We start from the raw sequence: 23,068 nt of genomic DNA, 5'->3' as shown, positions 1-23,068 counted from the left end.
TACATATAAAAAATATTTAAAGGATCATGCCACCACCAACATTAATTACTTCTGAAGTAATATAGGCAGCATCATCTGAAGCTAAAAAAGCAACCATATTTGCTACGTCTGAAGGCTTTCCTACCCGGCCAAGAGGAATTTTCGAAACCATAATATCCCAGACTTTATCGGGTACTCCCTTTGTCATATCTGTTTCAATAAATCCTGGACAAATAGCGTTTACAGTTATATTTTTTCTTGCTAATTCTCTAGCAGCGGTTTTTGTCAAACCAATTACTCCTGCTTTAGCTGCAGCATAATTTGCCTGGCCAATATTTCCCTGCCAACTGGCTGAGGAAATATTTATTATTCTGCCGGAATTTTGTTCCCGCATTATTTTGGCTGCTTCCTGAGTCACGTAAAAAGTTCCTGTCAAATTAACTGCAATAACTTGTTCCCATTTTTCTAAATCCATTTTGTGCAGCATAGAATCTTTGTTAATCCCGGCATTGTTTACAACAATATCCACCCGTCCATAATTTTGCATTATATTACTGAACAATTCTTTTACGGAATCATTGTTTGCAACATTTAATTGGAGTGCTAAAGCATTTCCTCCTGATTCCATTATTTCTTTTGCACAGTTAGACGCTGTTTCATGATCTAAATCACTCACAATAACTGTAGCACCTTCTTCGGCAAGTTTTATTGCTATTCCTTTGCCCAACCCTCTGCCAGAACCTGTTACAATTGCAATTTTACCTTTTAAAGTCATTTTTCTACATCCTTTCCTACTGTAAAATAATTTTGTAAATTAATTTTTTTCGACAATATGCTTTTTTAATCCAAACAAACCTTCTTCAAAAATTTCTTTTGGCATAAGTTTTAATTCAGAGCTGATAATAGGCTTAAAATCCATTTGCTCGAGAATATCTTTTTTCAAATCAATGCCTGGAGCAATCTCTGTTAATACCAAACCTTCCTTTTTTAATTCAAAAACGGCGCGTTCAGTTATAAAATGCATTTTTTGATTATTCTTTCTTGCAAGTTCACCGTTGTAGGAAACTTGTTTAACCTGCTTAACAAATTTTTTGATTTTACCTTCCTGGTTTATTATTAGATTGCCATTATTACAGGATATGTCCAGATTGCCTGCTGTAAATGTCGAGCAAAAAATTACATGCTTCGCATTTTGCGTAATATCGATAAATCCACCTGCTCCTGTGCATTTAGATCCTAATTTAGTAGAATTTACGTTTGCATTTACATCTATTTCTCCTGCACCCATAAATGTTATATCTACACCTGCACCATTGTAATAATCCATCTGTACATCATGTTCAATCATGGCCCAGAGATTTTTTCCGATGCCAAAATCTATTCCACCCGCTTGAATACCTCCGTAAATTCCGGACTCTACTGTAATCATCACATTATCACTTGCGTTCTCTTCTTCAACTATTGAGCCGACAACATCATTAGGTATACCTGTACCAAGATTAACGACACATCCTTGATGCATTTCCATTACTGCCCGTCTGCCTATAATTTTCCTAATACTGAGAGGTAAAGGTTTTATGCTTGACAAAGGTTCTCTCAAGTCACCAGAATATGAAGGATCATATACCCATGAAGAGGTTTGTCTATGATCTATATCAGGATTCTCACAAACTACAATGGCGTCAATGAAAACTCCAGGTACTGTAATGCTTTTAGGATGTAAAGTTCCCTTTTGGGCAATCCTTTTTACCTGTGCAATTACTTTGCCACCAAATCTTTTGGCAGCGAGAACGGCTGGCATTATCTCTAACTTCATTGCCTCTTCCGTTGTTGTCAGATTTCCCATTTCATCGCAGCAGGTTCCTCTTATGATTACCACATCCAAAGGAATGGAATGATATAGAATATACTCTTCTTCTTTTATCTCAATGACAGAAGATATATCGGGTAATTTTTTGGTTATATCATTCATTTTACCGCCTTCTATTCGAGGATCTATGAATGTACCTAACCCGATTTTTGATATTTCACCAAGTTTTCCTGCAGCCATTGCCCTGTAAAGGTGGGTCATTTGTCCTTGAGGAAGACAATAGGCTTCTACCTGATTATTGCTAATCATTTCCATCCATTTGGGTGCTAGTCCCCAATGACTGCCGATAATTTTCTTGACCATACCCTGATGAGCCAGATGCTGGTTTCCTCTTTGGCGATCACATTGCCCTGCCGAGTGCACATAGGTTAGATTTCGGGGAGAATTTTTTTCTAGATAACTTTTTTCCAAGGCTTTAAGAATACTTTCGCTTGCGCTAATCAAAGACATACCTATTGTGCAAATAGTTGATTCGTTTTTGACTAAAGATGCTGCTTCATCTGCTGTGATAAAATTTGCTTTAAATGCCATTTTGTTTCTCCTGTAAAATTTCTCTGATTTTTTTCTTATTGATCTTTCCGTTTTCTGTTTTGGGAATCTGACTTACAAAGTCATAAGATGCAGGTATTTTATATTTAGCAATTTTAGGCAATAAATATTCATTTAAATCTTTTTCTGTTAGCAAAAAATCGTCTTTTATCCGAATAATGGCATGAGGCACTTCTCCAAAGACTTTATCTTCAAAAGCGATTACGGAGCATTCAAGAACTTTCGGGTGAGAATTAATTGCGTTTTCTACTTCTATTGAATATATTTTTTCTCCACCTCTATTTATCATATCTTTCACGCGATCTAAGATAAAAATAAAATTTTCTTCATCCATCAGGCCTATGTCACCTGTATTAAACCAACCATCCTTAAAAGCTTTTTTGTCCTCTTTAGTGGCTGATAAATAGCCAGAAATAACACTGCTTCCCTTTACTTCCAAAAGGCCGACGTTATTTCTAGGCAATTCTTTGCCATGTAATTGATCGACTATTCTAATTTGCATTCCCGGAATCGCTATGCCGGAAGAACCTTCTTTATTACTGCCTAATGGATCGAAAGGCATTATTGCTGCAGGAGAAGATGTCTCTGTTAAACCATATACCGGAAACATTTTTAGCTCTTTGTTGTGCATTTTAAGCTGTCTGATAATATTGATTGGTAAATTGGCACTTCCGCAGACACATTTCATCAAACTGTTCAGCATCTCTTTTTCTGCTAATTCTTCGATGATCAATTGATAAATTGTAGGAGAAGCATGAAAAAATGAAATCTCATTTTCTTTAATGCAATTTATTGTCTTTCTGGCATTAAAGTTGAAGTGTAGATATGCTGTTGCTCCCAATTTTATGAAGAGACACATTACAGCAATTAGACCTGTAACATGAAAAATGGGGGTTGAAATTAAAGTTGTGTCACTGGAAGTAACATTTAATATTTTTTCATATGATAATACACTGTGCAAAATATTAAAGTGATTAATTAAAGCACCTTTAGGCATACCTGTTGTACCAGACGTGTATATTAAAACTGCACCGTCTGCCAAAGAAATATCGGCATCTTCATTTGTGCAAGTAGAATTTCCTAAATCTGAGATTTTTTTTGTTTTAACAGAGTTTACCTGTTTTTTGCTTTTACCAAAATATATTTTGTTGTCAGTAATTAGTACTTTTTCGATAAATGTATCAGTAATTATTTCATTTATCTGAGAAAACCATGCTTCATCAGTGATGATGATTCTGCTTTTAGAGTTTTTTAAAGGAAATAGTATTTCTTCTGCTTTTAACTTTGTACTTATAGGCATGGCAATAGCGCCCAACTTTAATACTGCATAGAAGGAAATGCAAAAATCAATACTATTAACTGCCATAATTGAACAAATATCTCCTTTTTTTATGTCATAGTTATTTCTCAGATTATTTGCTAATTGACATACCCTTTGATCTAATTCTTTGAAGGTTATTTTTTTGTCAGATTCAAGTAAGGCTGTTTTTTCAGGAAAATTTTTGGCAGATAATTTTAGCGTGTCGTAAACCGATCCAGGTATATCTGGATAAGATTCATATTTGTTATTTTTAATAACATATTCAGTAATTGAGAATTGATGGTATGTAAACATGTTAATCACCTTGAATTTGTGAATTTTTTTGCTTGTTTCACTTGTGATTATACGCTCTGTGTGAAATATTTCAATAAAAAGAGTATATCTGAGAGCTATAATGTCCTTTTTCACGAGTTTTTGAAAAAACAGTTGTGAATTTTCCTGTTTTTAGAGTGAAATATTTTTGTTGTTTCACGACGGGTTCGCGAAATGTTTTATTTTATTCTCAAACAATAGGCAGATTTAAGATTTTTGACATTTGAGCTTGTCTGTTTATATAAAATCATCTGAGCATGATTTGTAATAAAGTTGCAGTATGTGCAACATGCACAAGATAAGTCATTGATATAAAGGGTTTCTAATATTACAATGGCTGAAAGCAATAAACGCAATAAACTGAAACAAGGAGAAAGTTATGAAACAAAAAACAATTACACTGAAAAACAAATTATCTTTTGCTGCAGGCGACTTTTTCGGTGGAGGATCATTTAATATAGTGAATTTTCTTTACCCTGGATTTTTAGCTTTGACAGTGGGGCTGCCACCTTTTTGGATAAGCTTTGTAATGTTTGTTGCCAGAGCATGGGATTCAATAAGTGATCCATTAATGGGTAGAATTTCCGACGCTACATCTAATAAGCGTTTTGGAAAACGACGAATTTTTCTGGTTGCAGCTTCGCCACTTGTTATACTCGCCATGTTTCTGATGTTTTTCCCATATTCATTTGAGAGTCTTGCTTTGAGAGTTATATCGGTGCTTTTATCGTATATATTCTTTTGTACTATTCAAACGATGATAATGATTCCTTATTACTCTCTTTCTTCTGAGCTTTCCTATGATTATAAAAATAGAGCTTCGGCAAATTCAATGCGACTTGCTTTTAGCATTTTTTCGTCGATTCTTTGTGTTGCTGTTCCTGGAATGATTGTTAATATAGTTGGGGGAGATAATGGCTATATAGCGATGAGCCTGCTATTTGGAACTCTTTTTGGAATATCAGTTCTTGTAACCGGTCTTTTTACAAGAGAAGAAATAGTTTCACCTCCAGTTAAGAGAAAATTTCGTTTTGATGAATTTACGAGATTTCTTAAAGTAAAACCATTTGTCCAGTATATAGGAATGTTTATCACTGTACAGATGACGATGGCTATTATGAGTGCAATGTTCTTTTTCTTTATAGATTTCTATGTGTGTAGAGAAGTTACTGCAACTGGAGAAACTTCCATGCTGGGGCTTGTTGCGGCGGCTTTAATGTTTTCTACACAAATTGTAGCCTTGCCTTTTTACCTCTGGGTTATAAATAAAAAGAATAAAGCCTTTGCATATCGTTTAGGTTCATACATTTGGATTGTATGTGCAATAATATTTTTTATGATTAAACCTGGCACTCCAGGCTTTCTGGTAATTGCTATATCTGTTGCTATTGGTTTTGGTATAAGTGGTCCCGGGCTGATTTGCCATGCAATGTTTGGAGATGTTGTAGATGCTTCGGAAATTGTCATGGGTGGGAGAAATGAAGGATCCATGAGTGGTTTTGTCAATTTTGCTAATAAAGTCGCACAGGCAGTAGGCCTTTCTATAGTAATGGCAATTTTAGGGTTTTTTAATTTCCAGGAAAGACAGCCTAGTGGGGCTCCTATACTTAGTCAGCCGGAATCTGCACAAAATGCTATTCGTGCAATAATGTGCTTTGCTCCTATAATAATATTAATAGTCGGTATTTTTATTTCTTACAGGTATAAGATAGATATGGAAAAACAAAAACAAATAAAAGATAGTATCAATAACAATGAAATTCAAAAGATAAATGAGTTAAAAACGGAGTTTACACTATAGATCAAGCAGAGTTTGCTAGCATTTTCAATCTAGTACATAAATATAGTTTATTTGTGTACTAGATTGAATTACAAGAGGTTTCGTCTATGTATATTATAATTCCACTATATATTTTATGTTTGTCTTTTCTAATTATTTCAGAATATAAAGATAGTTTCAAAAAATTTCATGTTCTTCTAAAAAGCCTTACAAGTTTGATTTTTGTTTTAGTAGCACTGTATATTTTGCTTTTTAGAAGTGTTCAAAATAATAAATATTCAATAGTCATGATAGCCGCACTTGCATTATGTTTACTTGGAGATATTCTGCTTAGTGTAGTGCAGGGAAGAGCTGAATCAGGCTGGTTTTATGCAGGTGTTGCATCTTTTATGATAGCTCATTTTGTTTTCTTTTTTGCTTTTTTAGCATTGTCTCCATTTAAAATGTATGATCTGATATTTGCAGCCATAATATCTGTATTGATTTTTTCTATTTCAAGACTTGATTGCATAAACATAAAGGGTATGGAAAAAGTTCTTCTTGTTTATTCAATTTGCCTTGGTTTATTTATGTCTAAGGGTATAATTGTTTTCTTTACTTCAAATTATGATACATCTGCTGTTCTGATACTTGTCGGCTGCATCTTATTTGGTATTTCAGATATTATTTTGATTTTTGAATATTTCGCAAAAAAAGTTGCTGTTTTACCAATTTTTAATCTGACTACTTATTATGCCGCAACAATGATACTTGCACTGAGTCTTGCTGCATAATTAAATTATGCAGCAAGATAAGAATAGGCGTTTAATTTGTTTTAGGGACAATCTGATAAACAGCTATATTCTAGGTCTTGGTGCTGATGTTGTACCTCTTATAATTAATTCTGACTCCAGGATGTGTTTTTGATTGTATATATTTTTATTAGATATCTCTGCGAGCATAGTTTCCACTGTTTTAGCTGCCATTTGCATCACCGGCTGTTTCATTGTTGTTAGGTTAATTTTCTTTAGCCTGGAAATTGTAATATCATCAAATCCTATTACAGAAAGATCGTTTGGAATCACTACACCTGCTTCTTCACAAGCCTGCATAACTCCAATTGCCATTAAATCATTGCCACAGATAATTGCTGTGGCATTTTCATGTGTTTTTGCTAAAAATTGTCTCCCACATGCTTTTCCGGATTCAAGTGTTAAATCTCCTGAATAAATATCTTCTTTAAGTGAGGGAAGTGAATAATTAAGCAGTGCCTGCTTGTATCCCTTTACACGCTGCATACTTGAGGATGAATCTTCTGGTCCTGCTACAAAAGCGATTTTCTGGTGTCCCAATTCGATTAAATGTTTTGTTGCAGAATAACCCGCTTGAAAATTATCCAGTACAACAGAAGGTCCGGTATATCCTTCAATTGTCCGATTTATTAATACCACGGGGCAGTTCAACTTATTAATTGTTTTTACAAAACCTGAAGAATCCATAGCGGTAACTGCTATTATTCCTGCAAAGTCTATTTTTTTGGCTAAATTAAAAAATTCGATCTCTTTGTTATTTTTGTAATCTGAATTTAGAAGGAGCACGTAATAATTCTGCTCTTCCAGCATATTTTGTATATGATAAGTTATGTCTGCATAAAATGGATTTCGGATATCTCCCATTATTAGTGCTATTATTCGCGAAGATTGGCTAAATAATTTTTGTGAAATAGTTTTATTATCAATTTTGGGAGTGATTTTATATCCTGTTTCGGTTAATACTTTTTTTATTCTGGATCTTGTTTCATCATTAACACCTGGCAAATTATTAATTACTCTTGAAACAGAAGCTGGTGATGTTTCTGCCATTTTTGCAATATCGCTTACAGTGTATTTTTTCATAAAAGCCTCTTTCAAATGAATTAACAATTCATTTTAATTTCATTTGATATCATTATAGCTGTTTATATCATATTTGTAACCGTTCAATATTAAAAAAAACTTGAAAAAAAAGAAAAAAGCACTGAATATATATAAATGTTAAGATGGCAAAAAAGTGTATTATTAGTGAAAAAATTTGAAAAGAAAAAAGTTTTTTGTTGTTATTGCACAATAGATATATATAATTATATGCAAAAAGATGTAAAAATGTATAGCGTTGCGTTATTCGCAACGTAGCGCTGAAAAATGATTGTTATAAGTGAAACGTCCTGATATAGTTGGAGCATAAAAGGAGGTTTTAACTATGAAACATTTCAAAAAGATTCTAGTAGTCCTGGTTGTTTTATCAATGCTTGTTTCAGTAGCCGCATGTGGAGGAAGTGCTGACACTGATAAAACGACTGAAGAAGCAACTACAACAACGGCAGGAAACGTTGATTCAACGTCAGATGATGAAGCAGCCGGTGGTGAAGAAAAAATAGTTGTTGGTGTCTCGATGCAGGGGAATCAAAGTGGATTCATACAGTATATTACTTCAGGAATATGGGAGTATGAAGCACAAAATTCTGATCTGGTGGAAGTTGAAGTCATGTTTGCTGACGATGATGCTGCACAGCAGTTAAGTCAGATAGAAACATTCATAAGCAAAAAAGTTGATGCGATCATTATAAATCCTGTAGATCGTGTGCAAGGAGCAACTGCTGTAGATTTAGCTGCAGATGCAGGAATTCCGATTATAACCGTAAATACTATGACAGAAAGTATGAATAATGCTGCACATGTAGGATCAGATGATATTGAAGCTGGAATGATGCAGATGGAAAGAGCTATAGAAGTAATCGGAGAGAATGGAAAAGTAGCATATATAGATGCTGTACTAGGACATTCAGCACAGGTAGGTAGATCAACAGGGTACCAAAAAGTACTGGAAATGAACCCTAATATAGAATTGGTTGTTAACGATACAGGAAACTGGTCTGGTGATGAGTCAATGAAACTTGTTGAAAACTGGATACAGGCTGGACGTGAAATGGATGCAATACTTTGTATGGCAGATGTCCAGTTGATTGGTGTAATCACCGCTGTCGAAGATGCTGGTCTTCTAGGTGAAATTAAGCTTCTGGGAATGGATTGTGATCCTGTAATAATGGAAGCAATCAAAGCCGGTAATGTTGATAGTTCTATCTGGCAGGATGGAGTAAAACAAGGTGAAGAGGCTCTTAGAGTTGCAATAGCGGCTGCACAAGGAAAAGAAGTAGGTAATCTATTTATTCCTTATGAGATTTGCCATGGTGATAATATTGAAGAATTTATAGTTCGTGCAGAGGAAAGAGATGCTTTAGCTAGAAAATATTTCTAATCAATAAAGCATGCTTGTGAAAATGTAATTATAGTATAAACAAACAGGTGCTCTGTAACCTTTGTGCAAAAAAGAAAATGTGCAAAAAAGAGCATCTGTTTTAATTTATGGAGATTTTAGACAAAAAAAAGAAGCGCTACTAGCAAAAATACACAATTTATATAGTGGTTGCGAATAGTGCAACTAAGAATCAAATAGTGATTGTTAGTGTCAAAAACATAGTTTATTATCAGATATATAAGAAATTGCTTCTATTATTTTCCGAGATTTTATCAAAAGACTATACGAGAAATTTTTGTTCCATCTAAAGAAAAGGAAGTGGGTAGATGAGTAATGAAGTCATCCTTGAAATGAAAAATATTGACAAGCATTTTCGGGGAGTGCACGCGCTTGATGATGTTTCATTCACTTTGAGAAGAGGAGAAATACATGCGCTTGTTGGAGAAAATGGTGCAGGCAAATCGACTTTGATGAAAATCCTTATTGGATACTATACCCCTGACAAAGGTGAGATTTTTTACAAAGGACAAAGTGTGAACTTTAAATCTGTAAATGATACACGTTTAGCCGGGATCAGTATGATATTCCAAGAATTCAATCAGGTCTTGCCGATGACTGTTATGGAAAACATTTTTCTGGGCAGAGAACCAAAAGATAAATTCGGTTCGATAGATTATAAAAAGATGTATAAACAATCCAAGGAAATAATGCAAAGATTAAAGGCGAATATAGATCCCAAAGAAATTGTTGGCAACCTAACTGTTGCAAAACAGCAATTAGTGGAAATAGTAAAAGCACTTTCTTATAATGCAGAAATCATAATTATGGATGAACCAACTTCTGCTCTTAGCAGCACAGAAATCAACTATTTAACATCAATTGTAAAAGATTTAAGAGAACAAGGAAAAGCTATTGTATTCATATCACACAAAATGGATGAAATTTACAGTATGTGTGATGCAGTAACTGTGTTGAGAGATGGAAAATTTATACACTCAGATAACGTAGAGAACATTAGCGAAGATAGATTAATAAAGTTTATGGTTGATAGGGATGTAAATGAGCTTTTCCCGAAACAAGATTCGCAAATAGGTGATGTTGTTTTAGAAGTGAAAAATTTGAGTTCTGGAAAAGCGTTTAAGAATATAGATTTTGAGCTTAGAAGAGGAGAGATATTAGGCCTGGCAGGTTTGATGGGTGCAGGTAGAAGTGAACTGGGTGAGGCGATTACTGGTTATAGAAAAATAGATAGCGGAGAAATATATCTAAACGGGGAAAAAATCATTAATCGTATACCCAAAGATGCTATAGATAAAGGAATAATAATGGTTCCGGAAGATAGAAAAAAGAATGGTTGTGCTATTGGTCTTAGTGTAAAAGATAATGTACTTATGTCTTCCATAAAAAAATGTCTCAAAAAAGGTTATATAAGAAAAAGTTTAACTAATAAATATTTTAATGAATACAAAGAAAAATTGCAGATTAAGGTGGCAAGTGATTATCAGGTTTGTGCAAATCTTTCCGGTGGTAATCAGCAGAAAGTGGTTATAGCAAGGGTTTTGAATGCCGATCCTGAAATCATTATTCTAGACGAACCTACTCGAGGTATAGATGTAAAAACGAAATCAGAAATACACAGGTTAATGTCCCAGCTTGCTTGCTCCGGAAAATCTATTTTAATGATTTCATCGGAATTACCAGAGATTCTTGGCATGAGTGACAGGGTAATCGTTTTGCATGAAGGAGAAAAGTCGGGGGAATTACAAAGATCAGAGTTTAGTCCTACAAGAATCATGGAGTTGGCTGTAGGTAAAAAATAATATTGTGGAGGGTAAAATGTTGAATAAATCAAAACTGCAAAATAAAAAAAGTATAGATTTTGCTCATATTTTAACAGACTATGGTATCTGGATTGGGTTCGTGATAATTTTTGTTCTATTATCTATTTTTGCAAATAATTTTTTAAGTTACGGTAATTTGATGACCGTGCTTAGGCAGGTATCTGCAATTGGAATAGCGACAATTGGTGTAGGTATATTGATTATTATGAACTGCATCGATTTATCTATCGGATCTCTTTTTGCCTTGTGCGGAGTAATTTCAGCACTTGTTGTGTCGGTCAGTTCAAGTGGGTTTGGACTACCAGCGCCTTTAGGTTATGTGGCAGGAATTAGTACAGGAATGCTTTTAGGTGCATTTAATGGCCTTGTTATAGCTAAAGGAAGGATTCCAGCTTTTATAGTAACTATGGGGATGCAGTCTATTGCAAGAGGTCTTGCCCTGATAGCGGCTCATGGTATGCCGGTAGGCAGTTTGCCTGACTCTTTTACATATATAGGCACAGCTACTATCGATTCTTTGAATTTAGTTCCATGGACTGTAGTTATATACATAGCAGTAATTATTTCGATGAATTTTATTATGAAAAAAAGACCGCTGGGAAGATATATCTATGCGGTGGGAAGTAACGAAGATGCGGCAAAAACAGCAGGTATAAATGTTGTTAAGGTAAAAATACAAACATATATATTAGAGGGTTTTCTTGTAGGACTTGCTGCTACCGTTTTAACTGCAAGATTAAAATCAGCGTCTCCTTCACTTGGAATAGGATACGAATTAGATGCAATAGCCGGCAGCATAATAGGCGGTGTTAGCTTTACCGGTGGCATCGGTACAATTCCTGGCATGGTACTTGGTGCTCTCTATATTGGCATTATAAACAACGGTATGGATCTTTTGGGGGTTGATGCTTTTTATAAGCAGATAGTAAAAGGAAGCATAATCATACTGGCGGTCCTCATTGACAGAAACAGAAGTGGAAGAAGCTAATAGAAAATATTTGAATATTTATGACTAAAAAACATCACAAAAACATTAAATTTTTTTGAATATAGAAATGGAGATAATTATGAAATTAACTGGTGGACAAATAGTAATGAAGTATCTTGAAAAGGAGAAAGTTCCTTATGTTTTAGGAATACCAGGACATGGAATATTAGCTTTTTTTGATGCGCTAAAGCAATCGGTTGCAGAAGGTAAAACTGAATATATACAAGTGAAACATGAACAGTCAGCTGTTCATATAGCAGATGGTTATTACAGAGTTAAAGGTGAGCCACTTGCTGTATTTACATCAATAGGACCCGGTGCACTTAATACATCAATAGGGCTGGCGACAGCGTATGTTGATTCTGTTCCGGTTTTTCAAGTTTCAGGAGATGCGCATACACATATGAAAGGTGTTGGAGTTCTTCAGGAGATAGAAAGATATCAGGACTCAAATTTTATTAAAACTTTAGAGCCGGTTACCAAAAGATGCTGGCGAGTCGAATCGGTAAAACAGCTTCCTAGAATAATGCAGCGCAGCTTTAATCAGATGTCAACCGGACGAAAAGGACCAGTAGCACTGGCTCTTCCAATGGATGTTCAGGCAGATGCATCAGAGGTGAATTTTTCCGATAATAATAGAAAAGCAGATAGTTTTCCGGCAGCAGATGTAAAAAATCTGGATACGGCTATTTCTATAATGAAGCAGGCAAAAAGACCGGTGATTTTAGCTGGTGGCGCCGTCTTAGGCAGCAATGTTGAAAAAGAACTGATTGAACTTGCTGAGAAATGGGGAGCTGCTGTAATAACAACTATGTCCGGTAAAAGTGCTTTTCCTGAAGATCACCCTCTTAATGGATTCCATACTGGTGCCAAAGGAACTCCTGTTGGTATAGAATTAACCAGTAAAGCTGATGTTATTCTGGCTTTAGGAACCAGGTTTGCTGATGAGACTGCAAGTTCTTATAGAAAAGGCGTTAGTTTTAATTTCCCGGAAACAAAACTCATACATGTAGATATTGATGCTGGTGAAATCGGCAAAAATTATGGCTGTGACGTTGGTATTATAGGTGATCTTAGAATAGTTATAAAACAACTAATAGATGTTTTGAATACAAATATACCAACTAATAATTATTTGGAGGCTGAATATACCAAAGAAATAATTAACCTCAAAAAGGAATGGGAAAAAACACTTTCAATTAAAAGAGCTCAGAAATTTGATAAAATAACCATATCTCAGCTAATTGGTAAAATGAATCAGATATTACCTGCCAGAAGTATTATTGCAACATCGTCCGGAAATACTCAGGCACAGCTATTCCAAGAGTATTGCTTCAAGGATGGGCAAAAACATCTTACTACAGGTGGATTTTCAACTATGGGTTGGGCTTTGCCGGCAGCAATAGGTGCAAAACTGGCAGATAAAACAAGAACAGTTGTTGCTCTTATGGGTGATGGTGATTTTATGATGACCATGCAAGAACTTTCAGTTATGGCACAGTACAACATCCCTGTGGTGGTAATTCTTGTAAATAATTCAGGTTGGATTGCTATAAAAGACGTTCAGGCAGATATGTTTGGCGAGGAGAATACTTTTGGCAATGATTTCATGAAAGAGGATCAACTGTACTCTCCGAATTTTTCGGAAATAGCAAAGAATTTTGGTATTTACTCTGAAAAAGTGTCGACAGAAGAAGATGTTGAGGAAGCAATAAAAAGAGCAGTCTCGATGGAAGTTCCTGCGTTGATAGAAGTAAATGTATATAGAGAGTATCCTGAATCAGGAGGCAAAGCCTATGGCTGGTGGGATGTTCCTGTACCTGAATACATGAGAGAAAGACGCGAAAGATATGAAGAAAGCATTGTAGAAGAACAGGTTTAAGTTTCACAAGTATAATGAAAGAGGGAATCATATGGATAAGATAAAAGTTTGTATAGTCGGCTGTGGAAGAATTGCAACATTAAATGTGTTGGGATATAAAGACAATCCCAAAGCAGAAGTTTTTGCCGTATGCGATATAAATGAAAACAGAGGATATGAGTTTGCAAAAGAGCTAGGTGCAAAAAAAGTTTATTCTAAATATGAAGATGTACTTAAAGATGAAAACATACAGGTTGTTGATCTTTTAGTACCTCATCATCTTCACTGCAGTATGACGGTGCAAGCCTGTGAGGCAGGTAAACATGTTTCAGTACAAAAACCAATGGCACTTACACTGGAAGAATGCGATCAGATGATTGATGCAGCCAAAAAAGCAGGTGTAAAGCTAAAAGTATACGAGAATTTTGTTTTTTATCCTCCTTATGTCAAAGCTAAAGAGCTGATAGATGCAGGTGAAATTGGTGAGCCGCTTACGATCCGCTTAAAAATGAATGCCGGTAATAATAAATATGGCTGGTCAATTGATAATGAAACCTGGGCATGGAGAATGCAGGAAGAATTAAGCGGCGGAGGTGAGCTTGTCTTTGATGATGGAAATCATAAATTTTCGATTGCCAGATATCTTATGGGTGAACCAGAGAGTGTTTTTGCATATATAGGAAGAACCAATATGGAGTCAGAACAATATATTGATGAAAATGGTAAAAAAGTTCAGTTTTATTTAGATGCTCCCTCGATGATTACCTGGAGATATAAAGGTGGTAAGCAATACGGAGTTTTTGACATAACGTGGTCAAAGGATATGGAAATAAATTCCGATTATTATGCCTGCGATGAAAGAGTAGAGATTACGGGAAGTAAAGGAGTAATCTGGATAACAAGATGTACTGGCAAAATGCAGCAAATACCTTCTTTGAGTATATACCGTGATGGTATAACAAGCCATTATGAAAATCTCCGTGATGACTGGGCTGATTCATTTATAGATTCAACTAAAGATTTTATAGATGCTATTATTGAGGACAGAGATCCAGTTTTGACGGGTGAGGATGGTAAAGCTGTTTTAGAATTCTCGCTAGCTGCTATTCAGTCATCTATTCACAATAGACCGATTGAACTTTAATCATGACTTTTTATGGCCATGAAAAATTATAAGAGGGGTGATCAAAGTGAAAATTGCAGTTATAAATGAAGTCAGTGCGCAAAGTAGAAATCCTGATATTATCCAAGCACTTGAAGGGCGATCAATAGATGTTCTTAATGTAGGAATGACTTCAAAGACTGGTGAACAGGAACTTACTTATATCCATACGGGTTTAATGTCTGCAATATTGTTGAACATAAACGCATGTGAAATGGTCATAGGTGGTTGTGGAACAGGTCAAGGATATCTTAATGCGGCTATGATGTATCCTAATGTTTTTGCAGGATTAATTAATGATCCGCTAGATGCATGGTTATTTTCACAAATAAATGGAGGTAATTGTGTTTCTCTTGCCTTAAATAAAGGTTATGGCTGGGCTGCAGAGAAAAATTTGGAGTTTATATTCGATAGATTATTTCAAGATCCCGCCGGACGTGGATTCCCGCAAACAAGACAAGAGAGTCAGAGAGCAAGCCGTAAAACGCTTATGGAAATATCCAGAGTTTCGCATTTGCCGTTAACTGACATATTGACAAAAATTGATAAAGAAATTCTTATGACTATATCAAAGAGCAAGAAATTTATGGATTTGCTTGAGGAGTCTTGCCAGAAAAACAGGATTGCCTTAACCATAATGGAAAAGCTGCAATAGGCTTATAACGAGGTAATGTAAAATGATACAATCACTTGACAGAGGTATCAAAATACTAAGTGCTCTTGCAGAAAAGGAAAGCATGAGCATAAAAGAAATAGCGGATTTTCTTAAAGTAGATAAAAGTACGGCTTCTAGACTAGTAGAAACTTTGAGATTAAACGATATGGTTCAAAAAATCTCTGTTACAGGCAAGTTCAGGCTTGGTTTAAAAGTTCTTTTTCTCAGTGAGGCATTGAAAAATAATTTAAATATCCTGCTTATTGCCAAACCGATTTTAAGTGAAGTTTCAGAAGAGCTAAATGAAAGTATACATTTATGCACTTACAATAATGGAACTGCATACATAATAGATCAGGTAAAAAGCAATAAAGAGTACAAACTCTATGCAAATGTGGGACTAATAGAGCCTTTGCACAGCTCTTCGGTAGGTAAATGCATTTTAGCTTTTAAACCAAAAGAAAAAATTGAAGAAATACTTGAAAATTATGACTTCGTTAAATATACAGATAAAACAATTACAAACAAAGAAGATTTAATCAGAGAGTTAGAAATAATAAGAAATCAAGGTTATGCAGAAGACAATGAAGAAATGGCTAAAGGCGTTTCTTGTATTGCTGCACCTGTTTTTGACTACCGAAATGCTGTTAAATATAGCGTTGGTATATCCGGACCAACCAATAATAAAACTCAAGGGGAAAAGCAGATCTATATCAATAAGCTTATTATTACCGCTAAGAGAATAAGTAAAGAGCTGGGATATGGTCTGGTAAGCAGGTAAAAATATTGTGCTGATTTGATCTTATTATACTTTAATTAAATGGTAGAAAAGAGATGAAGAATGAATAGTTTAATGAATAGTTTTTCTTTAGAAGGTAAGAAAGCAATAGTTACTGGTGGAGCAAAAGGACTATGTTATACGATGGCTGAGGCTTTACACGAGGCCGGTGCAGAAGTTGTTTTGATAGACATAATGGAAAGAGTAAAAGAATCAGCAAAGCATCTCGGGGAAAAAGGTGCTCCTGTTCATTATGTTATCGGAGACTTGAGTAGTGAAGAATCTATAAAATTGATTTTTAAAGAAGCTCTTGAAAAGCTTGAAGGCAGGGTAGATGTTTTAATTAATGGTGCAGGAATACAGTATAGAAGCAAAGCCGAAGATTTTCCTGCAGATAAATGGAATTCGGTAATAAATATTAATCTTAATGCTGTTTTTTTTATGTCGCAGGAAGCAGGGAAAATAATGTTGGAACAAAAGTATGGGAAAATCATTAATATTGCTTCAATGACTTCTTTTGTGGCAAGTGTGATGATTCCGGCTTATTCTGCAAGTAAAGGAGGGGTAGCACAATTAACAAAAGCACTTTCAAATGAGTGGGCGGCAAATGGGTTAAATATAAATGCGATTGCTCCTGGATATATGAAAACAGAATTGACCAAAAATATTAAAGAAACAAATCCTAAGCAGTATGAAGAATTAACAAATAGAATTCCGGCAGGCAGATGGGGAGATCCAGAAGATTTAGCAGGAATAGCGGTTTTTCTAGCTTCTGATGCTTCAAGGTACATAAGTGGAGCAGTTATTCCGGTTGATGGAGGTTTTCTGGGCAAATAGGAAAAGCAAAACAAACGCAAGAAAGGAAAAAGATATGAGAAAAGCATTTATAAGTCCTTGCAAATATGTACAGGGAGAAGATGAGCTGTTGAATCTGGGTTATTTTGTAAAAACATTTGGAGAATCGGCATTGTTAATCGCCCATAAAGACGATGTAAACAGAGTAAAAGAAAAGCTGGCAGCAACATCCGATAAATACGGAATAACGCTCATGGAGAGTAATTTTGGCGGTGAATGCTCAAGAAAAGAGATCAGCCGGTTACAAGAGGAGGCAAAGCAAAAAAAATGCAGCTGTATAATAGGACTTGGCGGTGGTAAAGCAATAGATACAGCAAAATGTGTAGCAGGCGGAGAAAACCTCATAATAGTTCCTACAATTGCAGCAACAGATGCTCCTACAAGTCATTCAGCAGTAATATACACAGAAGAGGGCGCATTTGAGGATTATGCATATTTCAAACAAAGTCCAAGTGTAGTTTTGATAGATTCAAAAATAATAGCAAATGCACCGGTCAGATTCCTTGTTTCGGGAATGGGAGATGCACTTTCAACATATTTTGAAGCCAGAGCAACAAAACGCTCATATTCTAATGTAAATGCAGGTCTTCCATGTGGTTTCAGAGAAGGTTTTTGTGAACCGGCCAAAGGAACAAATACTGCTTTTGCCCTTGCAGAATTATGTTACAAAACACTACTTGAAGATGGATATAAAGCAAAAATAGCATGTGAAAATAATAGAGTTACACCAGCTTTGGAAAATATCATAGAAGCAAACATTTTACTTTCAGGACTGGGTTTTGAAAGTGGCGGACTGGCGGGAGCACATGCCATACACGATGGTTTGACAATACTTGAAGAGGCACATCATTATTTCCATGGTGAAAAAGTAGCATTTGGTGCATTGTCTCAACTTTTCCTGGAAAATGCACCGCAGACAGAAATAGATGAAGTTCTGGACTTTTGCTTGGATGTTGGCTTGCCTGTGTGTTTTTCGGATATAGGTGTAGAAACAATCAGCTCGGAAAAATTGATTGAAGTAGCGCAGAAGGCATGTATACCAGAAGAATCAGTTCATGCAATGCCTTTCCCTGTTTCTGTTGAAGATGTTGCGGCAGCAATAATGACTGCAGATAAGTATGGGTCAATGTATAAGGCCAAGAGGATTGGGAAATGAAAAAAATAATCAATAAACCAGAGGGATTAGTTACAGAAATGTGCCAGGGAATAGTTATGGCACATGCAGATTTAACTCTTAATGAAAAGTATAAAATAATTACCAGAAGGGAAAAAAACAGCAAAAAAGTCAGCCTTATAAGTGGCGGAGGCAGTGGTCATGAGCCGGCACATGCAGGATTTGTAGGACAAGGGATGCTGGACGCTGCTGTTTGTGGTGATGTGTTTGCATCTCCTTCTCAAATACAGGTCTATCAGGCAATAAAAGAAACAGCATCAGAAAAAGGTACTTTGCTGATTATAAAAAACTACAGTGGCGATATTATGAATTTCAAGAATGCAGCATATCTTGCACAGGAAGATGGTATCAAGGTAGATTTTGTAAAAGTGGAAGATGATATAGCTGTAGAAGATAGTTTGTATACTGTTGGCAGAAGAGGCGTTGCAGGAACTGTTTTTGTCCATAAGATAGCAGGAGCAGCAGCAGAACAAAACATGGATCTTGAGTCTGTGAAAAAAATTGCTCAGAAGGCAGCAGACAATGTAAGAAGTATAGGCTTTGCATTAACATCATGTACTGTACCTGCCAAAGGTACCCCTACTTTCAATTTAGAAGAAGATGAGCTTGAATATGGTGTGGGAATTCATGGAGAGCCCGGAGTAAAACGCGAAAAAATAGCAAGTGCAGAAAAGCTTGCACAACGCATGATAGAAGCACTGGTCAAAGACTTGTCAATTTCAGAAAGTGATTGTGGGACAGAAGAGGTAGCACTGCTTGTAAATGGTTTTGGCGGTAGTCCTTTGCAGGAGCTGTATGTGCTGAATAATTATGCCTTAAGAGCATTGGCAGCAAAAAATATTAAAGTACACAGGTGTCTTGTAGGCAATTATATGACAAGTATAGATATGGCTGGAGCCTCCATAACTTTGCTGAAACTGGACAATGAATTAAAAGGTTATTTAAACCAGGAATGCAATACATCGGCACTTAAATTTGATGGGCAAGAGGAAATACCTGAGGCACATAATATTTTGAGCAGTGAGGAAGAAGTTAATACATATGCCGATGAGGCAGAAGTTTATGCAAAATATGCAAAAATAGAATCAGACACAATAAATACAAACAATATGATCTATATCGTTGGTAAAATGAGTGAATCTGTAATAGCAAATGAAAAACCTTTTTGCGATTTGGATTCTCATGCAGGTGATGGCGATTTTGGAATGAGCATAGCAAAAGGCTTTAGAAAACTGCAACAAGAGTGGGGATCGCTGCTAAAGAATCATTCCGAAAATATAGGTTCATTTCTTGATGCCTGCTCTCTTATTATTATGGAATATTGTGGAGGCGCATCTGGCCCTATATGGGGATCTGCATTCAGAGCGGCTGCCAAAAACATTGGTGATAAGAAAGAAATAACAGTATCGGAATTTGCCGATATGATGCAGTCTGCAGTAAAGGCAATACAGGCAACGGGTGCAAGATCTTTTGGCCGAGGAGCAGTGGTAGGCGATAAAACTTTGATTGATGCGCTCGTACCGGCTGCTGATTCCTGGACTGAAAGTGCCCAAAAAGGTTTGAACTTCTATGAATCATTTAGTCTGGGGGCTCAGGCTGCTGTGAAAGGTGCAAAAGCGACAGAAAAAATAGCCGCCAAGATGGGACGTGCCGGCACTGTCGGTGACCGAAGTATTGGTTATCCTGATGCAGGGGCACACGGCTTAGGAGTCATTTTCTCTTTTATAGCCGATTCGGTTGAACAAGCATAGTGTTTTTTCCAAAAACTGTATACTTAGTTACACAACTTTATTACACTACCTTTTTTGAATTAGAAGGTAGTGTAATTTTTATTTTCTATACTGTTCTGATAAAGCCATTTATATGCAATTTCCAGTGCTTGATCTGTAGCCATTTCATATGCTTTTATTTTTTTATAAAGCATATTGGTTAGTAATTGTCGTGCAGCTTTTAAATGTCCAGGTATGCATTGCGGGTAAAAATAATCGCCACCAAAGCACTGGACTTTGTTATGTGGCAGAAAATCCAGTGCTCTACCATAAAGTTCTATCGCTTTTATTTTGTCGATAATAGGCACCCAGGTGAGATTTAATATGACATTAGGATAATACTTTGTTAATAGAAGAACATCGTCCATGTATGGAATTCCACCGTGAAGAAGTATAAAGCGTACGTCAGGGAATTCTCTTATTAATGTAACTAATCCGTCAGCATGACATCGGCTTGGAACATTGTAGTTCCAGGCATGCATACCTGTATGTATTTGAATATCCATCTGATATTCTTGAGCTCGTTTTACAATCGACCAGGTCAGATAATCGTCCAAATGCAGTATTTTTTGGAAATCGGTAATTTTAGGATCAAGCTGCTTTGTATTTTTCGAACAACTTAGGCCTGTTTTTATATTATCTAAAACAGACTGAGCTTTAATAGGGTCTGGATGATTAAAATCTAAAGATCGCACATACCCACTGCCTAACTTTATTGTGCTTATTTTATTAGTTTTGTATGTGAGGAAAATTTGATCAAGCATAAGATCTAGATCTCTTAATCTCTCAGCAGGTATATTAAATTCGTTCTGTAGTTTCTTCAATTTATCTGAATTTACTGGACAAAATGAGCTAATAGTTGGAATCAATTTAATTAATGAATTTTCGGCTGGTTTTATATTATTTATTTCATTGAATGGCAAATGATATTTGCTTGTGATCTGATAATCTTCCAGCAAAATATTCATGGACACTATATTGTGATCTTTGGCTATTTTGGCATAGATGCCAGTTTGACAATCATGTATAAGCTTCTTGCTAATTAAGGCCGCTGTATTTCTATCAAGGTAATTAAGGTTTTGGTCAAAACCTAAATAGCCTAAAGAATCAAGAAATACTCTAAAGAAACGAGTATGTTGTATGTCTGGCAAATATCGCAAAAAAGTATTCCAACGTATGTTAAAGTTATGTTTGTGATCACGAATTATTGAAAAATCGTGCAAATTCATACCTGCAGAAATAAGATCATCGCATACATAAGGTGTAAGTAAATCAAAAAAATCAGGAGCTTGCTCGATCAAATTTTCCTCAGGAGGCAGATGCTCATGCGTGTCAATTACAGGCAATTCACTTATTTGGCACAATAAGCTATCATAACTAATCATTTTGCTTTTCTCCAAAGTAAATTTTCAAGCTAATTTTGTAATAGCCAGAAAATCTTTGTATAAGTCATTCCAGTTTTCAGTTTTTTCAGGCTTGTAGTTTGTCAATGCGGTGGAATTACGTACGATTTGCCGCAATTCTTCATGTGAATCAATTAATCTACAACCATAAGCTTGAATCAATAGATTTCCCATTGCAGTACATTCTGCCGGTCCTGCCAAAACTGGAATCTGCATGATGTTAGCAGATAATTGATTTAGCAAATCATTTTTGCTTCCTCCGCCAACAATATGCAAGCAATCTAGTTTTTTGCTGGTTGTATTGCATATTATCTCCATGACATACTTGTATTTCATAGCAAGACTTATGAAAACAATATTTGCGACTGTACCTATATCTTCAGGATCTACTTGGATTTTTTGTTTTTCTAAAATGTATTCGCATATTTTTTGAGGCATATTTCCCGGAGATAAAAAGCGGTGATCATCAGGGTCGATGAAAATTCGAGAATTAATGGCATTTTTTTGTTTGGCAAGTTCTGCAATCCGGGAATAATCTAGATCGGGCTTGTTTTTTTGCCAGTGCGAACGACATTGCTGTATAATCCACAACCCCATTACATTTTTCAAAAAAAGCACTTTTTCAAAAGCGGCACCAGAGTTAGAAATATTTAGCTTGAAACTTTGCTCATTAACCACTGGTTTTTCTAATTCAACTCCTACCAAAGACCAAGTGCCAGAGCTGATATATCCCCAAAACTCTCCTTTGGCAGGAACCGCGGCACCTGCGCTTGCAGTGTCATGAGTAGCTGGAGCAATTATTGCAGTTTTGCTATTTAGACCAACCTCTTTGGCAATATATGGTGAAAGTGTTCCGATTTTTTCGCCAGTTTTAGCTATTGGTAATTGCATGTCTTCACAGAGCTTAAATTTTGAAAAAATTGAAGAATCCCAATTCCCTTCGTGAATATTGAAGAGTTGTGAAATAGAAACAGAAGTAGTTTCACAACAAGCTTTACTTCCAAGCAAATAATGTAAAAGATCAGCTATGAACAATATGCCAGATGATTTTTGGTTTGAAACTTCTCCAGAGATCTGAGAAACAACAAGTTGGTTAAGAGTATTTATTGTTAAAAACTGAATTCCAGTATTAGCATAAATTTCCTGTTGAGTCATAAATTTCTTTATTAATTGATCAGAGCCATCATTGCGAGAATCTCGGTAGCAACGAGGTAAATCAATTAAATTTCCGTTATTGTCAATTAAACCAAAATCTACACCCCAAGAATCTACACCTATACTATCCAAAGTAGTGCCGAATTTTTGCACGTATATTTTAAGACCTTTTATTATTTCTTCGTAAAACCGATAAATATTCCAATACAAACCATCTTTTAATTGAAAAGAACCTGTGGGAAAACGTGATAATTCATGTAGTGTTATTTTACCATTTTCCAAATTGCCAGCGACACAACGTCCGCTTTCGGCACCTAAATCAACAGCAAAATGCCAGCTCATA

18 protein-coding genes are annotated in these 23,068 nt (G+C 35.6%); 12 read left to right on the top strand and 6 right to left on the bottom strand.

Annotated features, from left to right (window positions below):
- Positions 1 to 16 precede the first annotated feature (16 nt).
- From fabG to AC0KSB_RS03180, 3 genes are read right to left on the bottom strand one after another with little or no spacing between them, the layout of a single operon-like run.
- On the bottom strand, positions 17 to 754 hold the full coding sequence (gene fabG / locus AC0KSB_RS03190; RefSeq protein ID WP_472306655.1) for a 3-oxoacyl-ACP reductase FabG: 738 nt from the start codon (positions 752 to 754) through the stop codon (positions 17 to 19).
- A gap of 39 nt (positions 755 to 793) precedes the next feature.
- A complete protein-coding gene (locus AC0KSB_RS03185) occupies positions 794 to 2,380 on the bottom strand; it encodes an acyl CoA:acetate/3-ketoacid CoA transferase (RefSeq protein WP_472306653.1) in 1,587 nt (528 codons plus the stop codon).
- Positions 2,370 to 4,013: a class I adenylate-forming enzyme family protein gene (locus AC0KSB_RS03180; protein WP_472306651.1), complete on the bottom strand. Its 1,644-nt coding sequence runs from the start codon at positions 4,011 to 4,013 to the stop codon at positions 2,370 to 2,372. The genes AC0KSB_RS03185 and AC0KSB_RS03180 overlap by 11 nt, the downstream gene beginning before the upstream one ends.
- 397 nt (positions 4,014 to 4,410) lie before the next feature.
- Between AC0KSB_RS03180 and AC0KSB_RS03175 the strand changes: the two genes are divergently transcribed.
- Both AC0KSB_RS03175 and AC0KSB_RS03170 read left to right on the top strand, forming a co-directional pair.
- On the top strand, positions 4,411 to 5,832 hold the full coding sequence (locus tag AC0KSB_RS03175) for an MFS transporter (RefSeq protein ID WP_472306649.1): 1,422 nt from the start codon (positions 4,411 to 4,413) through the stop codon (positions 5,830 to 5,832).
- Positions 5,833 to 5,918: 86 nt separating this feature from the next.
- Positions 5,919 to 6,584 carry a lysoplasmalogenase family protein gene (locus AC0KSB_RS03170; RefSeq protein WP_472306647.1) on the top strand — a complete coding sequence of 222 codons (666 nt, stop codon included), beginning with the start codon at positions 5,919 to 5,921 and terminating at the stop codon, positions 6,582 to 6,584.
- A 63-nt stretch (positions 6,585 to 6,647) separates the two neighbouring features.
- On the opposite strand, the gene AC0KSB_RS03165 is transcribed toward AC0KSB_RS03170, so the two are convergent.
- Positions 6,648 to 7,685 carry a LacI family DNA-binding transcriptional regulator gene (locus tag AC0KSB_RS03165; RefSeq protein ID WP_472306646.1) on the bottom strand — a complete coding sequence of 346 codons (1,038 nt, stop codon included), beginning with the start codon at positions 7,683 to 7,685 and terminating at the stop codon, positions 6,648 to 6,650.
- Positions 7,686 to 8,028: 343 nt separating this feature from the next.
- Between AC0KSB_RS03165 and AC0KSB_RS03160 the strand changes: the two genes are divergently transcribed.
- The 10 genes from AC0KSB_RS03160 (at position 8,029) to dhaK (ending at position 20,149) form a co-directional block, all read left to right on the top strand.
- Positions 8,029 to 9,084, top strand: coding sequence for a substrate-binding domain-containing protein (locus AC0KSB_RS03160; RefSeq protein WP_472306644.1), 1,056 nt, complete (start codon positions 8,029 to 8,031; stop codon positions 9,082 to 9,084).
- Between the two features lie 326 nt (positions 9,085 to 9,410).
- Positions 9,411 to 10,904, top strand: a complete 1,494-nt coding sequence (locus AC0KSB_RS03155) for a sugar ABC transporter ATP-binding protein (protein WP_472306642.1) — start codon at positions 9,411 to 9,413, stop codon at positions 10,902 to 10,904.
- Positions 10,905 to 10,920: 16 nt separating this feature from the next.
- Positions 10,921 to 11,913, top strand: coding sequence for an ABC transporter permease (locus AC0KSB_RS03150; RefSeq protein ID WP_472306640.1), 993 nt, complete (start codon positions 10,921 to 10,923; stop codon positions 11,911 to 11,913).
- A gap of 79 nt (positions 11,914 to 11,992) precedes the next feature.
- The gene (locus tag AC0KSB_RS03145; RefSeq protein WP_472306638.1) at positions 11,993 to 13,795 is read left to right on the top strand and encodes a thiamine pyrophosphate-binding protein; all 1,803 of its coding nucleotides are present in this window, start codon (positions 11,993 to 11,995) and stop codon (positions 13,793 to 13,795) included.
- A gap of 31 nt (positions 13,796 to 13,826) precedes the next feature.
- Positions 13,827 to 14,918, top strand: coding sequence for a Gfo/Idh/MocA family protein (locus AC0KSB_RS03140; protein WP_472306636.1), 1,092 nt, complete (start codon positions 13,827 to 13,829; stop codon positions 14,916 to 14,918).
- Positions 14,919 to 14,964: 46 nt separating this feature from the next.
- Positions 14,965 to 15,591, top strand: a complete 627-nt coding sequence (locus AC0KSB_RS03135; protein ID WP_472306634.1) for an RpiB/LacA/LacB family sugar-phosphate isomerase — start codon at positions 14,965 to 14,967, stop codon at positions 15,589 to 15,591.
- Positions 15,592 to 15,613: 22 nt separating this feature from the next.
- Positions 15,614 to 16,372 carry an IclR family transcriptional regulator gene (locus tag AC0KSB_RS03130; protein WP_472306632.1) on the top strand — a complete coding sequence of 253 codons (759 nt, stop codon included), beginning with the start codon at positions 15,614 to 15,616 and terminating at the stop codon, positions 16,370 to 16,372.
- 60 nt (positions 16,373 to 16,432) lie between these two features.
- Positions 16,433 to 17,206, top strand: coding sequence for an SDR family oxidoreductase (locus tag AC0KSB_RS03125; RefSeq protein ID WP_472306630.1), 774 nt, complete (start codon positions 16,433 to 16,435; stop codon positions 17,204 to 17,206).
- 34 nt (positions 17,207 to 17,240) lie between these two features.
- Entirely contained in the window at positions 17,241 to 18,380 is a 1,140-nt protein-coding gene (locus AC0KSB_RS03120) for a glycerol dehydrogenase (protein WP_472306628.1), read from the top strand.
- A complete protein-coding gene (gene dhaK / locus AC0KSB_RS03115; protein ID WP_472306626.1) occupies positions 18,377 to 20,149 on the top strand; it encodes a dihydroxyacetone kinase subunit DhaK in 1,773 nt (590 codons plus the stop codon). Before AC0KSB_RS03120 ends, dhaK begins: the two co-directional genes overlap by 4 nt.
- A gap of 59 nt (positions 20,150 to 20,208) precedes the next feature.
- On the opposite strand, the gene AC0KSB_RS03110 is transcribed toward dhaK, so the two are convergent.
- Together AC0KSB_RS03110 and AC0KSB_RS03105 are read right to left on the bottom strand one after the other, a co-directional pair.
- A complete protein-coding gene (locus AC0KSB_RS03110; RefSeq protein WP_472306624.1) occupies positions 20,209 to 21,552 on the bottom strand; it encodes an amidohydrolase family protein in 1,344 nt (447 codons plus the stop codon).
- Between the two features lie 24 nt (positions 21,553 to 21,576).
- Positions 21,577 to 23,067, bottom strand: a complete 1,491-nt coding sequence (locus tag AC0KSB_RS03105; protein ID WP_472306622.1) for a rhamnulokinase — start codon at positions 23,065 to 23,067, stop codon at positions 21,577 to 21,579.
- Position 23,068: the final 1 nt, after the last annotated feature.

The sequence above is a fragment of the Ercella succinigenes genome (genome assembly GCF_900002895.1).
Note: the sequence above shows the minus strand (reverse complement) of the source record. Positions and strands in the feature narration are given on the sequence as shown.

Excerpts from the sequence above, each read along its gene's own strand:
- fabG (WP_472306655.1), bottom strand. The coding sequence starts at position 754 with ATGACTTTAAAAGGTAAAATTGCAATTGTAACAGGTTCTGGCAGAGGG.
- AC0KSB_RS03185 (WP_472306653.1), bottom strand. The coding sequence starts at position 2,380 with ATGGCATTTAAAGCAAATTTTATCACAGCAGATGAAGCAGCATCTTTA.
- AC0KSB_RS03180 (WP_472306651.1), bottom strand. The coding sequence starts at position 4,013 with ATGTTTACATACCATCAATTCTCAATTACTGAATATGTTATTAAAAAT.
- AC0KSB_RS03175 (WP_472306649.1), top strand. The coding sequence starts at position 4,411 with ATGAAACAAAAAACAATTACACTGAAAAACAAATTATCTTTTGCTGCA.
- AC0KSB_RS03170 (WP_472306647.1), top strand. The coding sequence starts at position 5,919 with ATGTATATTATAATTCCACTATATATTTTATGTTTGTCTTTTCTAATT.
- AC0KSB_RS03165 (WP_472306646.1), bottom strand. The coding sequence starts at position 7,685 with ATGAAAAAATACACTGTAAGCGATATTGCAAAAATGGCAGAAACATCA.
- AC0KSB_RS03160 (WP_472306644.1), top strand. The coding sequence starts at position 8,029 with ATGAAACATTTCAAAAAGATTCTAGTAGTCCTGGTTGTTTTATCAATG.
- AC0KSB_RS03155 (WP_472306642.1), top strand. The coding sequence starts at position 9,411 with ATGAGTAATGAAGTCATCCTTGAAATGAAAAATATTGACAAGCATTTT.
- AC0KSB_RS03150 (WP_472306640.1), top strand. The coding sequence starts at position 10,921 with ATGTTGAATAAATCAAAACTGCAAAATAAAAAAAGTATAGATTTTGCT.
- AC0KSB_RS03145 (WP_472306638.1), top strand. The coding sequence starts at position 11,993 with ATGAAATTAACTGGTGGACAAATAGTAATGAAGTATCTTGAAAAGGAG.
- AC0KSB_RS03140 (WP_472306636.1), top strand. The coding sequence starts at position 13,827 with ATGGATAAGATAAAAGTTTGTATAGTCGGCTGTGGAAGAATTGCAACA.
- AC0KSB_RS03130 (WP_472306632.1), top strand. The coding sequence starts at position 15,614 with ATGATACAATCACTTGACAGAGGTATCAAAATACTAAGTGCTCTTGCA.
- AC0KSB_RS03125 (WP_472306630.1), top strand. The coding sequence starts at position 16,433 with ATGAATAGTTTAATGAATAGTTTTTCTTTAGAAGGTAAGAAAGCAATA.
- AC0KSB_RS03120 (WP_472306628.1), top strand. The coding sequence starts at position 17,241 with ATGAGAAAAGCATTTATAAGTCCTTGCAAATATGTACAGGGAGAAGAT.
- dhaK (WP_472306626.1), top strand. The coding sequence starts at position 18,377 with ATGAAAAAAATAATCAATAAACCAGAGGGATTAGTTACAGAAATGTGC.
- AC0KSB_RS03110 (WP_472306624.1), bottom strand. The coding sequence starts at position 21,552 with ATGATTAGTTATGATAGCTTATTGTGCCAAATAAGTGAATTGCCTGTA.
- AC0KSB_RS03105 (WP_472306622.1), bottom strand. The coding sequence starts at position 23,067 with ATGAGCTGGCATTTTGCTGTTGATTTAGGTGCCGAAAGCGGACGTTGT.